Below are 15,736 nucleotides of genomic sequence, written 5' to 3'. Positions count from 1 at the left end.
TCGCTAAAGGGCCCGTTTAGAGGACGGCGTATATTCATGCTAGGAGATGGGAGAGGCAAACTGAATGCACGATTCTACGGCGTCCTTGCCTGATTCTATCGTATGCTGTGATTAACAGAAGCGCAGGCCCTTCGGGCCTGATAGTATTTTCATTCTGAATTCAATGATGGCGCATCCCGGAGGATGACATGGGAGAGATGGCGATGAGCGATAAGATCATTTACAACCGTGAATCGAAACCCAGCATCGAAGCGTGTCTGGACGCCCATAACAAAGGCCTGTTCGTCGATCTTCTGAATCAGCATGCGAAGCAGGTCGGCGTGAATCATACGCCGCTGCCGGAAGTCACGACATTCAGAGTCGTCAAACCTTCGCCGCGGCAGCCGGTGGTGTACGAGCCGGCGATTGTCATTGTGGGGCAGGGCGGTAAGCGCGGATACGTGGGGGAGCAGACCTATACTTATGACGCCTACAACTATCTGGTGTTGTCCGTGCCGTTGCCTTTTGAGTGCGAAATCTACGAAGCGTCCCCGGAATCGCCTTTGCTCGGTTTGCGCATACTGGTGGATACCCTTGCCTTGAATGATCTGTTGATCGACATGGGCGACCCGCCTTCCAGAACCTCCGGAGATATTCCCAAAAGCATTTATTCCACGCCTCTCAACGATACGCTGATCGAGGCCTGCATCCGCCTGGTGAAGGTCTTGTCCGACCCGGCGGAAGCCAAGATTCTGGGGCCGCAGATTCTGCGTGAGATCTACTACCGGGTGTTATGCGGCGATCGCGGCGAAACGTTGCGCGCGGCTGCTAATCACAACAGCCGCGTGGCGCAAATCGCCAAAGTGCTGAAAATGATCCATCAGCAATATGATCAGCCGTTGGATATCGATACCATGGCGCGGGCGGCTAATATGAGTCACTCTACGCTGCATCACAATTTCAAGGCGGTGACGGACTGTTCGCCATTGCAGTATCTGAAAAGCATTCGACTGCACCAGGCCCGTAATCTGTTGGCGCGGGGCGGCATCAACGCCAGTACGGCGGCGATGAAGGTGGGCTATGTGAGCCCGTCGCAGTTTAGCAGAGAGTTTAAGCGTTTATTCGGCGCGCCGCCCCGAGACAGAAGTCTGGGAGCGGCTTTGGAGGTCTAGAAAGAGGCCTGCTATTAGATGGTGGTGCGCACCAGCGCCGCATCAGGGAGCGGCTCTGGCGCTTGCTGATCTGGCGCGGGCAAGGCTTCCGTCTGCGCGGTTTCCTGGCTCGTCTCTTCATTGTTCTCCACCGGCGGGGCGAACAGCAGCATATTGATCATCTGTTCCTGCTGTAGCCGGGCGTCGGCGCGGCACGGCAGCGTCACCACGAATTTATGCTTGGCCACATCCGTGGTGGTGAAACGGAATTTCGGGATCACGTCCTGCAGTATCAAGCGTCGACTGCGGATCAACGGAATGAAATCCTTGTTCTCTTTTTGGAATTCGCTCCAGTATTTGTCCAGCGCTTCCTTCATTCTCAGGGAATATTCGTAGGAGCGTTGGAAGTCCGGCTCTGTAGTAATGCAGAAACTGTGAATCACGTAAGGACGTAACACCGAGTGATTCTTGATCGCCGAACTCAGGTACAGGCTGTTCGGGATAACCACCGTCTTGCCCGTGCTGGAATAGAAGTCCCGGTTCAGCTCTTTCAGGGTGGTGGTGATCAGGTTCTGGTCCACCACGTAGCCCAGGTAGTCTCCCGCTTCGATAATATCCCCCACGGCGAACTGGCGGTTGCCCGCCCGCAACAGGGTGCCGCTTACGCACAGGATCAATTCTTTGGTGGCGATCACAATGGCCACGGCGAAGGCGGTCAGCGACAGCGCAAAAGTCTGGATCTGCGGCGCCCAGATCAGCACCAGACCGATGATGAGAATTAGGTAGGTGGAGTTTTTGAGGATGTTGGACCAGCGCAGCTTGAAGTCTTCCGACAGCGAACTATTGCGCTTGATCTGACGGTGAACCACCCATCGTAGCAACGCTAACGCAATCAGCAGCGTTATCGTGGCGGGCACTCCTCGTGTGGACGCAATGTCGATCAGACTTTTGAAACTTTCCAGCATTTTGCGGCTTTTTATCCTCTCTGTTTTAACGCTGATGTTGATGTGGGTGAAAACCAACAGCCTGCAACATTTTCTCGCGAATTAATATTAGGGTATTCATCAATAATTCATTTTAAATACAGGGGCATAAGCGCCAACGGCGTTAATCGCCCGGGTCTTCTTTGCGACTAGACAACGCTGGAGGTCGCCGGGCGTCGCGATAGAAGCCTCTGCGATACTTATAGTTTGGCCCGTTAACGTAATTTCGCCAGACGCCAATCAGACTAGGCCCGACGCAGAACCAGAAAAAGACGGCGGAATAAGCGGATTATTAGGAAAGTTTAATGCTTGCGGGACGCTGAATTTGAACCTGAGGTGAGAGGGAGGTCTGGAGTCAGCCCGGCGAAGACCAGCCGGGCGTTGATGAACGTGACAGGAGAGAGCGCCAAACGACTCCGCCTTAATAATCCAAATCAATAGAAACTACTTTGGATGGCTCCTGCAGGGTGAACTTGCTCTTGTCAAAACTGGGCGGCCCCATAAACCCTTTCGCGTTGTTGGAAACGCCGACGCCTTCCTTGGGAATACCCAGAAAATTGGCGTCGCAGTCGTCATTGCTGTTGGCGTCGTGACACACCGCCACCGCGTACACGCCGTAAGGCACATTGGCGAACGTGGCGTGAGCGCTGGCGTCCGTGGGCTTCACATATAGCTTGATGGAGGCCTTGGCGGGGGTGTCGGGAAAGCCGTCTGCGCTGGTGTACAAATGCACCATCAGCCCCCCGTTGTCGTTCTCCAGGCGCTGCAGTTGTACTTCAATTGAACCAGTCGGCGTGTCCGCCGCCAGGACTATGGTAGCGCCAAGCGTCGCCAGACAGCCCGCTGCGACAAGTTGCGCAAAGGGTTTGGCTTGCTTCCATGTTGGTGTGCGCATGGTTTGTCCCTCCTTCATTTCCTGCAGACCAATAGTGATTTTCTATTTGTCTGCAACGACATTCATTCAACCGCCGCATCAATGGGCTGCGGCACTTTTGGGAGCGGGCGATGGGGCCGGTTCCGACCGTGTTGATGCGCGGGCGTGAAAACCGCGCGCCAACGTCAACACGTCGTCTACGGACCACTGGTCGTACGCATGAACGCCGTATTTGCAGGCGACCACGGAGCCATCCGGCGCGATGAGGAAGTCCGCGGGCAGACCCAGCGGACTTTCGCCCTTATCCGGATTGGCGGTTTTCATCTTGCGCGCGCCGCCTTTAATCGCTGCGGCGATCGCTCGCGGGTCCATCAGGGCGCGCAAGGATTTCTCTACGCCAAACTCCTGATACAGCTTTTTCTCCGGATCGGAGATCACATCGAAAGGCGCGTCTCCCTGAAACGGCTGCATGGAGGCTTCGCTGGAGTGAAATATGACAACCTCCCGTATCCCCGCAGAGGCCAGCTCCGCATGCCGCAATGTCATGGCGCGCATATGCATATTGCAAAAGGGGCAGCCGGCGAAACGGCGGAACTGTAAATGGACCAGTCGTTCCGGGTCCGGCCATTGCGTCGGTTGGCCTTTGATAGTGGTTAAGGTTTTGGGGGCGACGAGGTCGCCCGCCTGGATTTTGTTTACTAATCCTGGTTTCACGGCGGTGTGTTCCTTATTGTCCGACATGCTGTGGAATCAGGCGGCCTGGGACAGATGCGGCCAGGGGTAGCCTTGTTCCTTGAGTTCCGCGAGGGCCTCGCTTACTGCGACGCGCCAATCTTTTTGTGGCGTATAGCCGATTTTTTTATGGGCGTAATCTGTCGGGCACAGCCAGTCTTCCGCCACATGCACCAGAGAACGGGTGAGGAACGGGGAAGAGCCCGGCAGAATGGGCAGCAACGTCTCCATCAGCCAGCCAAAGGCGTAGCCCGCGAAATAAGGCACGCTGTAGATGGGCTTGGGTGAGTTGGTTTCCTTGCAGATGAATTCAAATACTTCCCGGGTGGTGGGGAAATCTTTGCCGCAGATATTGAACGACTCATAGTTGTCCAGCCCCTGCGCCACGGAAGCCAGGGCGAATGATTCGCCGAGGTCTGAATCCGCCACCAGCGCCATGCGGCTGCGTCCGCCGGATAACCAGGGCACCATGTACGTGCGCAGACGGGGAACCAGCGCCGGCACCATACCAAGGTGGTTGCCTTTGCCGACGAAATGCCCCAGCCGCATATTAACCATCTGCGTGCCGCGCTGGCTGTTTTCACGCATGTAGTTATCCACGTCGATCAGCTTGTCGACGTGCGGCCAGTAGCCGGTGTAACGAGGTTCGGAAAAATCGTCCTGAGGTTTGCCGTCCTTGCGGATGGCGGCGATGGCGACGGTGCTGGCGAGTAGGAATCGCTTTACGCCGGCGTCAATGCATTGGTCGACCAGGTCCACCGCAGGTTCGAAGAAATGGGTGCGCTCCAAGGCGGCGTGTCCCCAGAATGCGCCCCAGGTGCCGGTATGGCAGACCACATCCACATCCTGCGCCACTGCTTTACGGTAGGCCGCGTCCATCAGGTCGCCGCTGCGTATCTCGCCTTTGAATTGGGGGATCAGTTTTGAGGGGGTGCGACAGGCGGCGATGGGCTCCACATCTGAGCGGTTCATCAGCGCCTTGATAACGTTGCTTCCCAAAAAGCCAGTCGCGCCGGTGACCAGCACCCGCGTTTTTGGTCCTGTGTCCATGACAGTCTCCTTGTTTACATGACGCCCCGCCGAACTTCCATTCGCCTCTTCTTGTCGAGACGGATGTTCATCCGGCGGGGCCGCGTTGTTGTCCTGACCGCTCATTTCCCGAACTACAGTTCGATCATACGCCTCTGTCGGGACTTGGACTATGTCGTTTTTTGAGCAGAAAATGAATTACCGGCTCATTTCTATTCGTTAATCCACTGCTACTTAATTTTTTCCAAAGCGAAGCGCTGCAGACACATGCGCTGGAACTCAATGGAAGTTCCCGGCAGCTCAACAGTCAGTGTCTGGATGTTTTGTTGCAGGTTCAGCGTCATGCCGCGCCCCCCTCTGGCCAAGTAGCCGTCGGCATAGACAGGACCGGCGTGAATGGTGGCGCCTTGCGCGGGTACATCGATAACGCAGTTGAAGGCGACGGAGACCAAGTTATCTTTTTTAAGCTCATAAGTGCCTTCGCAGTAAGGGCTGAAGCCTGTTTGAATCGGAAAGTCGCCGCTGGTGAGGCTGGCTTTGTTCAACTCACCCGCCGCCGCTTGCTCCAGCGTCATAGTGCCGTCCCGACTGAAGGTCATGACCCCGTAACCGCTCATATCGACGATTTGCGCATCCACCAGCAACTGACGGGTATCCGGATCTATGGAAACGGTTCCTGGCGCCTGCGGCAAACTGCGCACGCAGGTCTGGTCGGTGGTGAATCCAAACTCCGCTTCAAGGTAGCGAGGAGGGCGATGGCGCTCTCCATTAAAAAAATCGGAGTCCGCGTAAACATTAGCCGCGCCCGCGCTCAACCCGGCCAACAGCATGAAACTCATGCCTGCCTGGCGTTTCACTTTTTCGAACATAAATACTCCTCGTATTTTAATTTCAGGTTAAGGAAACACTGGTTAACCGGGTGTTTATGCCGTCCATGCCCGGGCGACGAAAGCGTCGTTTCCGGAAGTGGCTCAACATTCTGTTTGACGTCAGATTGGTTTAAAAAATTACCGGCTCGATATGTCGAAAGCAATGTGAAAACAGGGGTTTATTGTCCCGTATATGGGAAACAGAATCGCTCAAACAAAGCTTGGCGTGCGGGAGGCGCTAACGCTCGGTCTTGGCGCCGGGTAACGTTGAAATTAAATACCAGTTTCGGTCGTTTTGTGAATTGAAAGCATACCAAAAGCATGCCAATAGCATAATGCGATTTTATTAGTCCTTTAGTTTTAGAGGCTTACAAATATGAGGTAAATAGCCGATATTGCGCGAAATATGCGCGTAATAAAATCCCTGCTCTTCCTTGAAGAAAGGACTATACCAATTGATAATAAGGGGAGCTCTAATATGAACCGAGCACATACCAAGAAACTCGTTCTTGGGTGTCTGGTAACTTTGCCTTTCATCGCCCAAAACGTTCTCGCGCACGGCTATATTTCCAAGCCGGCGTCCCGTTCCTACCAATGTAAACTGGGGGAAAACCTTAACTGCGGCGCTATTCAGTGGGAGCCGCAGAGTGTAGAAGGCCCCGACCGTTATCCTGAGGGCGGCCCTGCCGACGGCAAGATCGCCAGCGCCGGGGTGTCCCACTTTTCCGAGCTGGATGAGCAGTCCGTCAACCGCTGGAAAAAAACGCCGATCCAGGCCGGCTCCAATACCTTCATGTGGCGCTTCACCGCCAATCACGCCACCCGTGACTGGCGTTACTACATCACCAAAGAGGGTTGGAATCCCAACGCGCCGCTGACCCGCAACTCGTTTGAAGCGCAGCCGTTCTGTAGCTATGACGGCAATAATCAGCGTCCGCCCACGGAATTGTCCCATGAATGTAACGTGCCCAGCCGCAGCGGTTATCAGGTGATCCTGGGGGTCTGGGATGTAGGAGATACCGTCAACAGTTTCTACCAAGTAGTCGATGTGGATTTCGGCGGTGGCGGCGGTGATCCGTCCGAGCCGCAGGAATGGCGCGATATCGGCGACATCAATCCGTCCATCGATCTGCAGACCGGCGACCAGGTGAAAACCCGCGTATTCGATCGCAATGGCGAGAATCCCGGACTGCAGACTGTACTGAACATCAACTCCGCGGATGACGGTAAGAAAGACAAGTGGCCGTTCCTGCTGGCCACCGCCATCAACAAAGAGTCCGACGCGCTGCGCGCCGGTAAGATGAACGCGAAAGGCGACATCGTTCCAGCCTACGGTCGCAATGATGTATTCGGCAAAGCGGATGGCGACGTTGACCGCGTTGAGATTGAAATCGTCAAAGGCGATGATGGCCCCGTTGATCCGGCTGTTGAGCTGAGCGGCCTGCAAGGCGAGTACATGATCGAAAATGGTATGGCTACCATCGACTTCACCGTGTCCACCAATGCGGCGATGAACGTCAGCAGCTACGTGTACGCTCCAGACGGCTCCGCCGCTGGTTTCGGTGAAGCCAAGGTGGATAACGCGTCTCACAACTTCCGCATCGATATCGACAAAGCCGAGCCTGGCGCTTACTCCCTGGTCATCAAAGGCGAGAGCGACGACGGCAAAGTAGTGCAGAAAACCCAGGGCTTCCTGTTGAAGGAAGACGGCGGCGATACACCTCCAAGCGGAGACTACGATTACGTCTTCCCGGAAAGCCTGAGCGCCTATAAAGCGGGAACGACCGTTTTGGCTAAAGACGGCAAGATCTATCGTTGTAAGCCTTTCCCGTACAGCGGCTGGTGTACGGTATACAGCGACAACGCCAACCACTACGAACCTGGCGTAGGCGCCTACTGGAGCGACGCCTGGGAACTGGTGAAGTAATCGACTAAGGAAATTCCGATTCCTGATTTCAAGCCCCGGTTGCTGCGTGCGCCGGGGCTTTTTTATCTACGAACTGAAGGTTTATCCGTGAACTGAAGGTTTATTCAGAAGGAAGGGGCTCGCATGCGCCCCGGGGAAAACGGGAAGTTAAGGCTGGCCTGTGTAGTTGGACGTGACGTAATTACCGTTATCGTCAAGGAAGATGAAAAACGTCTGCTTGACCGCATCGGCGGCGCTGGAGTTTTTATAGCTCACCCGCCAGAGGTGTTCTTCTCCCTTGTCCATATACAGGGTCTCGACTCTTTCCGCATGGGTCCAGCTTGCGTCCAGACGTTTGGCGCCGACCATTTTCTTCATGACGAAATCTCCGCGATCCTGAGCGGTTTCCTCAGGGATTGACTGCAGCCTGTCATGGTTGGGGTGTGCGTGCGCCTGAAGGGCGGAGAAGGCCAGGGGGAGGCTTAGCAGAAACGCTTTGGTTTTGGTCATATGATCGCCGTGTCGTTATGTATCCGGTTGTGAGTTCCATTTACCGCAAAGCCTGCGCCAGGAGATGGGGAGATCGATGCGAAGAGAATATTCTAGTCCGGCGGGATAGTCTGCGCTTCGGCCAAATGGTCGGTTTTAGGGGGCGTGACAATGGACGATTTGACAGGAATCAGAACTGCGTCAATTATTGTTGCAAATGATAATAATTATCATTTAGGATTTTGCAAAAAGACGGAGGCTTTCACACCCATGCGTTTTCTATGTCCCACACACGAAGAATGGTATTCGCTGCAACCTGAAGAGGAACTGGTGAATAACTGGATGCACTGGATGCATTTGTCAGGCTGCTACTATCAAAACTCTCAATGGAACCGGGCCTTGCCCTATATCGGCAGCTCTTTCGATCTGGCCAGACTGCTGCTGTCGCGACAGGGGGAAGAGCGCAAGACAGCCATTACCTTGCTGACTTTGTCCGGGATTTATCTGTCTAATGTGTTTCATCATATGGGCGACGAAGTGGAGTCCAACAAGGTGCTCAACATCGCCTGCGAGTATCTGGCGCGTTTCAGCGAGCCAGCTACTAATTCCAGCGTGATGCAGTGTATGAGTTGCCTGACGGACACCCGCGCCCATGACATGTTCGTGGCGCATCATCTGAACATGCCGCTGGCGCGCCGCAGCAGCTCCCAGGCGACCCATTAGTCGCCTGGCGCCCGCCCAGCGGCGTTAGAACTCAAGCGTTACAAATAGTCCGGCAGATGTCCTCGGATGTCCTTGACCGGATGCACAGTGAGATTTTTGTCGACCTCCGCCGCCACGCAATGACGCACATTAGAGTTCATCTGACGTCTCAACACCCCCAGGAAGGTGGGTTCGGAGAGAATGTACAACTTGTCATATTGCTTTTTATTGAGCCCTTCATTCAGGCGCTCATTGACGCGCTTGGCGAATCTCTCCACTTCCTCATGCTTTTTACGATCCGCTTCGCCGTAGGAGTGATTGCCTGAACCATTCATCATCCCGCCGTTGCGGTCTGAGACGATTTTCTGTTCCATGAGTCGGTTGATCGGGTGGGTGAGGGTTTCCAGTTCCTGTAATGCGCCTTTGGGGGTATCGCAGGAAAACAGTCTGGCGTGGGTGGTGTCCGCCGCTAGTACCCATGTGGTCATAAAAACTCCTCTGGTTAACGGTTTATTAATATGGCAATGATATTGGCATGTTAATAATCAGGCGCATGAATGCGCCTGCGCGGCGGCCAGCCGCGGGAGACAGGGCCTGACATGTGCAGGCCCTGTCGTTGCAGACAAATAGAAGGAAGCTATTTGTCTGCCTGATTAATAGTAAGCAATCGCCGGTGCGGCGTTCCGCCGCAATTACCGCCAAACACTGCTTGAGTGTAACCCAATTTTTGGGGAATCGCCTGAAACGGCGACAGACAAGAAAGACATCCAGGGTTCACCTGTTACAATATTCCGCTATAATGGCGCGTCGGCGCTAAACGCCGATTAATGGCGGATAACAACTCAGTGCGGTTCGCTCCGCTAAAAATCAAGTATCGGACAGCCGGTTCAACCGGAAAAATATTGGGAAACACCAAAGACGATTTCGATTTTTCGACCTCTTTCTTTTCTTCCACTTCTTCCACTTCTTCCACTTCTTCCACTTCTTCCACTTCTTTAACGACTTCCTCCGAAGTCACCTTGCGACAAGCTGCAGACATCGCAGCGAAACCAGCTACTCGGGAATACCTGTCAGGTCTGTTATGGGACCTGGACGGCGTGCGTCAACCGTTGCGTCATCACCCTGAAGAAGACGCTCTCTATCACTCCCTGCAAGTGTTCGAGCTGGCGTATGCCGAAACCCATGATCCGGAACTCTGGGCCGCCGCGCTCTTTCATGACCTGGGCAAAAGCGTAGATCAGCGCGATCACTGTGCAGTCGGCGCCGCCATGGTGCGAGGCGTGCTGTCCAGCCGGGTGGAGTGGTTAATCGCTCATCATTTGGATCTGTTGATTTCGCCGCAACGAACCCGTCGACGCCTGGGCGATTCTGCGCGTCTGCAGGACTTAGTCCGGCTGCGACGCTGGGACCTGGGCGGACGCTCGCTCACCGCGAAAGTGCGCAACCCGGAGCAGGCGCTGCAGTTGACGCTGGATGCTTTGATCGCCGCTGGCGCCCAGCAACCCTGATCCTGTGGCGTATCGCTGCGCAGGCGCTTTGATGCGCCGATTTATTTAGATATCAATCTGACTTTCACGGCGCAGATCCGCGCCGGTCCATTTATGAAAAGTAAACGTAATAACCGCCTCCGTCGTCTTTTGATCATTGAGGCCGCCCGCCTGATGTATGAAGAAGGCGTGGACCAATACCTGGACGCCAAGCGTAAGGCGGCGAAACGACTGGTGGGCGGCTATACGCTGCATTTGCCCTCCAACGGGGAAATATCCGAGGAAATATATCGTATGGCGCGTTTTGAGGAGCCGGATGCGGTGACGCAACGCTTATTCGATATGCGGGTCCTGGCGATGGATGTGATGGAGCAACTGGCGCCGTTCAATCCGCGACTGATTGGTTCGGTAAGCACCGGCCGCATTCGCGCCAGCAGCGATATCGATCTGCATGTCTTTGTCGATATGCCGGAGACCCTGTTTCGCTATCTCGACGAGCTGGAATGGCCGTATGAAACCAAGAGCATTTGCATACGCAAAGAAGGCCGATTTATGGAATTCACCCATATCTATCTGGATATGGAGTTTCCCGTGGAGCTATCGGTATATCCCTTGCGGGATTTGCGGGTCAGGGGGCGCAGCAGCACTGACGGCAAACCTATCGATCGCCTCTCCGCGGGACGTTTGCGCACGCTGATCATGAATGAACATCCTGATCAATGGGAGGCGTTGATGTACGGCGACGGGGGCGGCGAGACGCGGGTTGAGGCGTTTTCCGACTAAGCTGGCGGGATAATAACGAAAGATTAATACAGGACGTGGCGACGCCTTTCGCCCTTGTGACTGACGTTTAAAGTAAGTATGGTCAATAAATGACCGGCGTTGATCGCCGGTTCAACTTGCAAAGGTTGTCGCGTATGCGGGAAGAGCGGGTTTGGCTCTTCGCCTCTTTCGCCAATGCGGTTCGCAGGCGAAGAGGGAGGACGCGACGCCGTATGGAAAAGGGAGGATTGCAGTGGAGCGGTATCTGGCGATAACCGTACAAAGCAACCAGACTGCAGGATGTCGGGCGTGCGAACGCCTGCTGTGGACAGGCGCGTCAAACCCACTCTGATGTGACTGGGGCCGCAATGGCGCGCGGATTGTCTTTGAAGACCTCGATGATTCTGGGAATTGTCGTGGTCGCCGTGATTGTAGCGTTGCTGTACGCCTTCGACGTACACCGCGATATCGTGCGCCTGTTGGAGTGGATGAATCGGCAGGGGCCGGCGGCGGGAGCGATCTTTGTCGTGGTGATGGCCGCTGCGGTGGTGCTGTTGGCTCCCGGCGTGTTTTTCACTACCGGCGCGGGATTTGTATTCGGCGTCGTGATGGGCTCCATCTACGTGATTGTCGGGACGGCGTTGGGCTCTATCGCCGCCTTTGTCATCGCCCGGCGCGGCTTTGGTGAAAAAGCGGCAGCGTATGTGCGCTCTCACGCCAAAATCAGGCTGATCGATGCGGAAGTCAGTCATCAGGGCTGGAAACTGGTGATGCTGGTCCGGCTCGTGCCTCTCTTTCCTTTCAAAGTGTCCAATTATCTGTTCGGCCTCAGTCGATTCTCCCTCAAGGATTTCGCCATCGGCAACACGATCGGAATCATTCCTTACTCCGTGCATAACGTGTATGTCGGTTCGCTGGCGGCGGATGCGCTCAGCGTCTCCGTCGGCGCCGCACAGCGCAGTCCCTGGCAATGGGCGTTGTATCTGGGCGGATTCGCCGCATTGGCGGTGTTTCTCGTCTATCTGAATCGCATGGCTAAACGGATTTTGGCGACCTATGAGCTGGAGCGGCGGGACGCGCCGAAAGTTCCGCGCGCAACGCAGGGGTCGCCGGTAAATGAAGGAGAAGAACAATGCCGTGGATGAAATGGTTACCCTGGCGCTACATTATCAGCCGCTTCGCCCGCGCACACGGGTTCCTGGACCCGGTGGCGGTGCTGTCGCATTTGCACCGGTTTTCCCAGCCTTCGGAGGTGACGGAACCCATTGAATTGTTGCGGGCGGGAGCGGTGTTTCACGCCCGTGGATTCATTAACAGTCGAGTCATTCAGCATAATCTGGACTGGGTCTGGCCCTATTGGATCAGCCGTCAGTTTGACCCTGCGGACCCCTCTTTCGTGCCCCGCGCTTTCAGCCTCACCCACGTTAATCTGACTCATCGCAACTGGACCGCCGTGGGACTGCCGGATCTGCAGGAAACGCCTTTGGTGGACCCCCGCGGGCTGTTGACGCCTTTGTGGGACAGCTGGTCTCTGGACGCCTGGATCGTCACCGCCGACGGCGACATCCTGGTTCCCTCCCGCTCCACGGAGACCCGACAGGTATTGCACATGGATGCGTTGAGCATCGTCACGGAAACGGACGAGCTGGACATGCGTTTGCGTGTTGAAGCGCAAGTCGTCATGCGCGACGGCGCGCCGGTTTGTCTGTTGGACATGACGGGACATGCTGGTCGCGACGCCTGGCTGGTGTTGGCGCTGCGTCCCTATAATCCTGAAGGGGTGCGCTTTATTCATGAAGTGAAATTGAGCCCGGAGCGTAATGGCTGGACGGTGGATAATGAGCGCCAAGTGGCGTTCAGCGATCCCGTCGATCGCCATCACGTCTCCGACTATCGGCAAGGGGATGTTTATATTCATCTGCGCGACGCCAAGGACCAGAAGTCCGGGGAATGCGATATCGGCATGATCACCGCCGCCGCTATGTTCGCGATTCCGGCAGGGGCGTCCCGCAATGTTCAGGCGCGGATTACGTTGCCGCTCTCCGGTGAAGAGAAACCGGGAGACTGGGAGGCGAGCCTGAGTGAATGCTGCCGACTGCAAACCTCGGATGAGCAGGTTCAATTTCTGTATGACGCGGCGGTGCGCACTCTGACTCTGCTGTCCCCCGGAGAAGTATACGCTGGCCCCTATACCTACAAACGTTTCTGGTTCCGGGACGCGGCGTTCATTATTCACGGCTTGTTATGTCTGGGACTGACACAAAGGGCGGAACGGGCCCTGGACCGTTTTCCCAAACTACAGGACCTCAATGGCTATTTTCATTCTCAGGCCGGGGAGTGGGACTCCAACGGCGAGGCGATCTGGATCATGCAGCGCTTCAGCGAGCTTACTGGAACCAGGCCGAAAAACGCCTGGCTCGACGCCGCCCGCGCAGGCGCGCGCTGGATTCTGCGCAAACGCGAGCCCAACGACGGCGCGCCTCATGCGGGCCTATTGCCGGCGGGATTCAGCGCGGAACATCTGGGACCCAATGACTATTATTACTGGGATGACTTTTGGGGCGTAGCCGGTTTACGCGCCGCGGCGCGCTTGATGGACGACTATGACAAATTGGCGGCGCAAGAGTTCGAACGCGAGGCGGAGGTCTTTCAGCAGGCCATCGACATCAGTCTCCATCGCGCCTCAGAGCGCCTGGGACGCCCTGGTATGCCAGCGTCGCCGTATCGGCGGCTGGACGCCGGCGCCATTGGATCGGTGGCGGCAGGGTATCCGCTGCAGCTCTTTGAGGCGGACGACCCCCGCTTGCTGGATACCGTGGAGTTCCTGCTCGCCAACTGCTTTTACAAGGGGGGATTCTTTCAGGACGTGATTCACTCCGGCGTGAATATCTACCTGACCTTGCATGTGGCGCAGGTGTTGCTGCGCGCCGGAGACGCCCGCTACGAGGCGTTGATGCAGGGGGCGGCGGATTTGGCTTCGCCTGCGGGACAATGGCCGGAGGCGGTGCATCCGGCTACCGGGGGCGGCTGTATGGGAGACGGGCAGCACGCCTGGGCGGCGGTGGAATGGATTTTGTTGCTGCGCAGCTGTTTCGTACGGGAAGAAGAGGACAAGCTGATTTTGGCGTCTGGCGTGCCTCTGCGGTGGTTGGAGAATGATCAGCCCGTCACCTTTGGCCCGACGCCCACCCGGTTTGGTCCTGTCAGCATCAAACTGATCGGCGAGGGCGTCGGCGCCGCCGGCATGGTCAGGGTCAGTTGGGAAGCGGAGTGGTTCGACGCAGCGCCGCCTCTGGAAGTGAGACTGCCGGGCGTCGCTGCAAGGCGTGCGCCTCAGGAGCGTAATTTCGTTGATATCAATGTGGAGGATGCTCAATGAATATCGTCATGGTCACCAACACGTATCTGCCTCATGTAGGCGGCGTGGCCCGGTCGGTGGAAAGCTTTACGCGGGAATATCGGCGACGAGGTCATAAGGTGTTGGTGATCGCGCCGGAGTTCCCTTATCAGCCGCAGCAGGAGGAGGATGTCATCAGAGTTCCCGCCATTCAGAACTTCAATGGCAGCGACTTTTCCATGGTGCTGCCTGTTCCCGGCCTGCTGAGGGAAACGCTGAACGCCTTTCAACCGGACATCGTGCATTCGCACCATCCCTACCTGCTGGGGATGACCGCCCTGCGGGTGGCCAGATACCGGGAGACGCCGCTGGTGTTCACGCATCACACGTTGTATGAGGAGTACACCCATTATGTGCCTGCGGACAGGCCGCTGTTCAAACGCTTCGTAATCGAACTGGCGACCATCTACGCCAATATGACTGATCGCGTGTTCGCCCCCAGCGACAGCGTCGCCGAGCTGATCCGCGAGCGTGGCGTACGCATGCCTGTCAGCGTTGTGCCTACCGGCGTAAAGTTGCAGGATTTTCAACGCGGCGAGGGCGGCCTGTTTCGTCATTCTGTGGGGATCTCTCAGGAGGCGTATGTCATTGGACACGTAGGGCGGCTGGCGCCGGAGAAGAATTTGAAGTTCCTGGCGGAAGCGGTGGCGGCCTTTATGTTGCTCAACCGCTATGCGCACTTTTTAGTCGTGGGAGAAGGGCCTTCGGAAACCGAGATGCGCGATGTTTTTCAGCGTTACGGTCTCGCTGACCGACTGCACTTCGCCGGCCAGTTGCAACTGCCTCATTTGGCCGACGCCTATCACGCCATGGATGTGTTTGCGTTCAGCTCGCAAAGTGAAACCCAGGGTATGGTGCTCACTGAAGCAATGGCGGCGGGCGTGCCGGTGGTGGCGCTGGATGGCGCCGGGGTGCGAGAAGTGGTGATAGATCATGAAAACGGCTATCTGATTAAAGAGCCGTCTATCGTCGACTTCATTGGCGCGTTGCAACACTTCGGCGCGCAGAGCCGGGTAGAGCGCCGGCGTATGCAGGAGTGCGCACGGCTGACGGCGGAGAGTTTCTCCTTGGGCGCCACCGCCGAGGCCGCCTTGCGCCATTACGAAAGTTTGCAGCGGCTCGCCCATATTTCCGAACCGGAGACCGAAGAGCAATGGGAGCGCGTTCTCAATCTCATCAAGGCGGAATGGAACATCGTCAAAGGCATGGCGGGCGCTGCGGGCGCGGCCATTATCGGCGGTGACGTGAACTCCCAGGAGTGCGAGCAGGACAGGGGCTGAGCTTGCTTTGAAGCCCTGCCAGCGACCTCATTCGCCCTGTTAATAACGGGGCGCAACCCTCTGTCGTCAAAGGACAAAAAACGTCTAAACTTTTCG

At 56.3% G+C, this 15,736-nt stretch carries 16 protein-coding genes; 8 read left to right on the top strand and 8 right to left on the bottom strand.

Features of this window, described 5'->3' with window-relative positions; translation table 11 throughout:
• The first annotated feature begins 203 nt into the window (after nucleotides 1-203).
• Nucleotides 204-1,151, top strand: coding sequence for an AraC family transcriptional regulator (locus HCH_RS17780; protein ID WP_148212608.1), 948 nt, complete (start codon nucleotides 204-206; stop codon nucleotides 1,149-1,151).
• Nucleotides 1,152-1,165: 14 nt separating this feature from the next.
• Here the strand turns inward: HCH_RS17780 and HCH_RS32495 are convergent, their stop codons facing one another.
• From HCH_RS32495 to HCH_RS17755, 5 genes are all read right to left on the bottom strand, one after another.
• Nucleotides 1,166-2,095 carry a mechanosensitive ion channel domain-containing protein gene (locus HCH_RS32495; protein ID WP_011397767.1) on the bottom strand — a complete coding sequence of 310 codons (930 nt, stop codon included), beginning with the start codon at nucleotides 2,093-2,095 and terminating at the stop codon, nucleotides 1,166-1,168.
• Nucleotides 2,096-2,534: 439 nt separating this feature from the next.
• Nucleotides 2,535-3,008 carry a DUF2141 domain-containing protein gene (locus HCH_RS17770; protein ID WP_011397765.1) on the bottom strand — a complete coding sequence of 158 codons (474 nt, stop codon included), beginning with the start codon at nucleotides 3,006-3,008 and terminating at the stop codon, nucleotides 2,535-2,537.
• A 78-nt stretch (nucleotides 3,009-3,086) separates the two neighbouring features.
• Nucleotides 3,087-3,701, bottom strand: a complete 615-nt coding sequence (locus HCH_RS17765; RefSeq protein ID WP_202945261.1) for a peroxiredoxin-like family protein — start codon at nucleotides 3,699-3,701, stop codon at nucleotides 3,087-3,089.
• Between the two features lie 36 nt (nucleotides 3,702-3,737).
• Nucleotides 3,738-4,769 (bottom strand): NAD-dependent epimerase/dehydratase family protein, encoded by a 1,032-nt coding sequence (locus tag HCH_RS17760; protein ID WP_011397763.1) that lies wholly within the window; start codon nucleotides 4,767-4,769, stop codon nucleotides 3,738-3,740.
• Nucleotides 4,770-4,978: 209 nt separating this feature from the next.
• A complete protein-coding gene (locus HCH_RS17755) occupies nucleotides 4,979-5,617 on the bottom strand; it encodes a hypothetical protein (protein ID WP_011397762.1) in 639 nt (212 codons plus the stop codon).
• Between the two features lie 478 nt (nucleotides 5,618-6,095).
• Here HCH_RS17755 and gbpA point away from each other — a divergent pair, with 478 nt between their 5' ends.
• The gene (gbpA, locus tag HCH_RS17750; RefSeq protein WP_011397759.1) at nucleotides 6,096-7,544 is read left to right on the top strand and encodes an N-acetylglucosamine-binding protein GbpA; all 1,449 of its coding nucleotides are present in this window, start codon (nucleotides 6,096-6,098) and stop codon (nucleotides 7,542-7,544) included.
• A gap of 147 nt (nucleotides 7,545-7,691) precedes the next feature.
• Here the strand turns inward: gbpA and HCH_RS17745 are convergent, their stop codons facing one another.
• Nucleotides 7,692-8,033, bottom strand: coding sequence for a DUF6488 family protein (locus tag HCH_RS17745; RefSeq protein WP_011397758.1), 342 nt, complete (start codon nucleotides 8,031-8,033; stop codon nucleotides 7,692-7,694).
• A gap of 249 nt (nucleotides 8,034-8,282) precedes the next feature.
• Here HCH_RS17745 and HCH_RS17740 point away from each other — a divergent pair, with 249 nt between their 5' ends.
• Nucleotides 8,283-8,735 (top strand): hypothetical protein, encoded by a 453-nt coding sequence (locus HCH_RS17740; protein ID WP_041598765.1) that lies wholly within the window; start codon nucleotides 8,283-8,285, stop codon nucleotides 8,733-8,735.
• A gap of 38 nt (nucleotides 8,736-8,773) precedes the next feature.
• Here the strand turns inward: HCH_RS17740 and HCH_RS17735 are convergent, their stop codons facing one another.
• Entirely contained in the window at nucleotides 8,774-9,202 is a 429-nt protein-coding gene (locus HCH_RS17735) for a host attachment protein (protein WP_011397756.1), read from the bottom strand.
• 293 nt (nucleotides 9,203-9,495) lie between these two features.
• Complete coding sequence (locus tag HCH_RS34635; RefSeq protein ID WP_011397754.1) at nucleotides 9,496-9,753, bottom strand: hypothetical protein; 258 nt, start codon at nucleotides 9,751-9,753, stop codon at nucleotides 9,496-9,498.
• Here HCH_RS34635 and HCH_RS17725 point away from each other — a divergent pair.
• From HCH_RS17725 to HCH_RS17705, 5 genes are all read left to right on the top strand, one after another.
• A complete protein-coding gene (locus tag HCH_RS17725) occupies nucleotides 9,734-10,222 on the top strand; it encodes an HD domain-containing protein (RefSeq protein ID WP_049780993.1) in 489 nt (162 codons plus the stop codon). The genes HCH_RS34635 and HCH_RS17725 overlap by 20 nt on opposite strands.
• Nucleotides 10,223-10,315: 93 nt before the next feature.
• Nucleotides 10,316-10,984, top strand: a complete 669-nt coding sequence (locus HCH_RS17720; protein ID WP_148212606.1) for a nucleotidyltransferase — start codon at nucleotides 10,316-10,318, stop codon at nucleotides 10,982-10,984.
• A gap of 347 nt (nucleotides 10,985-11,331) precedes the next feature.
• A complete protein-coding gene (locus HCH_RS17715; RefSeq protein WP_011397750.1) occupies nucleotides 11,332-12,108 on the top strand; it encodes a TVP38/TMEM64 family protein in 777 nt (258 codons plus the stop codon).
• A complete protein-coding gene (locus HCH_RS17710; protein ID WP_011397749.1) occupies nucleotides 12,096-14,342 on the top strand; it encodes a hypothetical protein in 2,247 nt (748 codons plus the stop codon). The genes HCH_RS17715 and HCH_RS17710 overlap by 13 nt, the downstream gene beginning before the upstream one ends.
• Complete coding sequence (locus tag HCH_RS17705; RefSeq protein WP_011397748.1) at nucleotides 14,339-15,640, top strand: glycosyltransferase; 1,302 nt, start codon at nucleotides 14,339-14,341, stop codon at nucleotides 15,638-15,640. The genes HCH_RS17710 and HCH_RS17705 overlap by 4 nt, the downstream gene beginning before the upstream one ends.
• Nucleotides 15,641-15,736 lie beyond the last annotated feature (96 nt).

The organism is Hahella chejuensis KCTC 2396, from assembly GCF_000012985.1.
In the GTDB taxonomy this organism is placed as follows: domain Bacteria; phylum Pseudomonadota; class Gammaproteobacteria; order Pseudomonadales; family Oleiphilaceae; genus Hahella; species Hahella chejuensis.
This window is presented reverse-complemented; position numbering and strand designations above follow the sequence as displayed.

Coding starts and splice junctions, on each gene's coding strand:
- HCH_RS17780 (WP_148212608.1), top strand. CDS start 204: ATGAGCGATAAGATCATTTACAACCGTGAATCGAAACCCAGCATCGAA.
- HCH_RS32495 (WP_011397767.1), bottom strand. CDS start 2,095: ATGCTGGAAAGTTTCAAAAGTCTGATCGACATTGCGTCCACACGAGGA.
- HCH_RS17770 (WP_011397765.1), bottom strand. CDS start 3,008: ATGCGCACACCAACATGGAAGCAAGCCAAACCCTTTGCGCAACTTGTC.
- HCH_RS17760 (WP_011397763.1), bottom strand. CDS start 4,769: ATGGACACAGGACCAAAAACGCGGGTGCTGGTCACCGGCGCGACTGGC.
- HCH_RS17755 (WP_011397762.1), bottom strand. CDS start 5,617: ATGTTCGAAAAAGTGAAACGCCAGGCAGGCATGAGTTTCATGCTGTTG.
- gbpA (WP_011397759.1), top strand. CDS start 6,096: ATGAACCGAGCACATACCAAGAAACTCGTTCTTGGGTGTCTGGTAACT.
- HCH_RS17745 (WP_011397758.1), bottom strand. CDS start 8,033: ATGACCAAAACCAAAGCGTTTCTGCTAAGCCTCCCCCTGGCCTTCTCC.
- HCH_RS17740 (WP_041598765.1), top strand. CDS start 8,283: ATGCGTTTTCTATGTCCCACACACGAAGAATGGTATTCGCTGCAACCT.
- HCH_RS17735 (WP_011397756.1), bottom strand. CDS start 9,202: ATGACCACATGGGTACTAGCGGCGGACACCACCCACGCCAGACTGTTT.
- HCH_RS34635 (WP_011397754.1), bottom strand. CDS start 9,753: ATGTCTGCAGCTTGTCGCAAGGTGACTTCGGAGGAAGTCGTTAAAGAA.
- HCH_RS17720 (WP_148212606.1), top strand. CDS start 10,316: ATGAAAAGTAAACGTAATAACCGCCTCCGTCGTCTTTTGATCATTGAG.
- HCH_RS17715 (WP_011397750.1), top strand. CDS start 11,332: ATGGCGCGCGGATTGTCTTTGAAGACCTCGATGATTCTGGGAATTGTC.
- HCH_RS17710 (WP_011397749.1), top strand. CDS start 12,096: ATGCCGTGGATGAAATGGTTACCCTGGCGCTACATTATCAGCCGCTTC.
- HCH_RS17705 (WP_011397748.1), top strand. CDS start 14,339: ATGAATATCGTCATGGTCACCAACACGTATCTGCCTCATGTAGGCGGC.